General features: G+C 67.3%; 1 pseudogene. It reads right to left on the bottom strand.

The features are described 5' to 3' along the window. Window positions 1-413 (bottom strand): annotated as a pseudogene (locus tag G4D85_RS48590) (AHH domain-containing protein); the annotation flags it as partial.

The following is a 413-nucleotide window of genomic DNA, read 5'->3' as shown; positions in this document are numbered from 1 at the left end:
GCACCCGCAGCGCGCTGGCTCCCACGGCACCACCGAAACGCTCGGCCGCCGCCTCCAGTTCTTCCGCGGTCCGAGCGGCCATGGACTCTTCGTAGAGACGTACGCAGATGCGTCCGAGCTGAATCAGCTCATGCACGCCCACGGCGAGCGCAAGTCTCACGGTCACCGCCGTGGCGAAGGCCTTGGAAAACACCGGTTCTGGCAGTGCCCACGCGGCCACATAGACCAACATCGCGAGGGTGACACTCACGAGGAAGGCCGGGGAACGGAACATCTCCAGCGCCGCATCCCGGAGCCCGGGGGCCATGTAGCCAGGTGAGAGCCGCAGCGCGAGGAGGACCGGGCTGTCCCCCAGTGAAGCAGGCAGCGGCAGCCGGGACGGGCCAAAACGCGTCAAGTACTCCTGACGAAGC

This window comes from Pyxidicoccus trucidator (assembly GCF_010894435.1).
GTDB lineage: Bacteria > Myxococcota > Myxococcia > Myxococcales > Myxococcaceae > Myxococcus > Myxococcus trucidator.
This window is presented reverse-complemented; position numbering and strand designations above follow the sequence as displayed.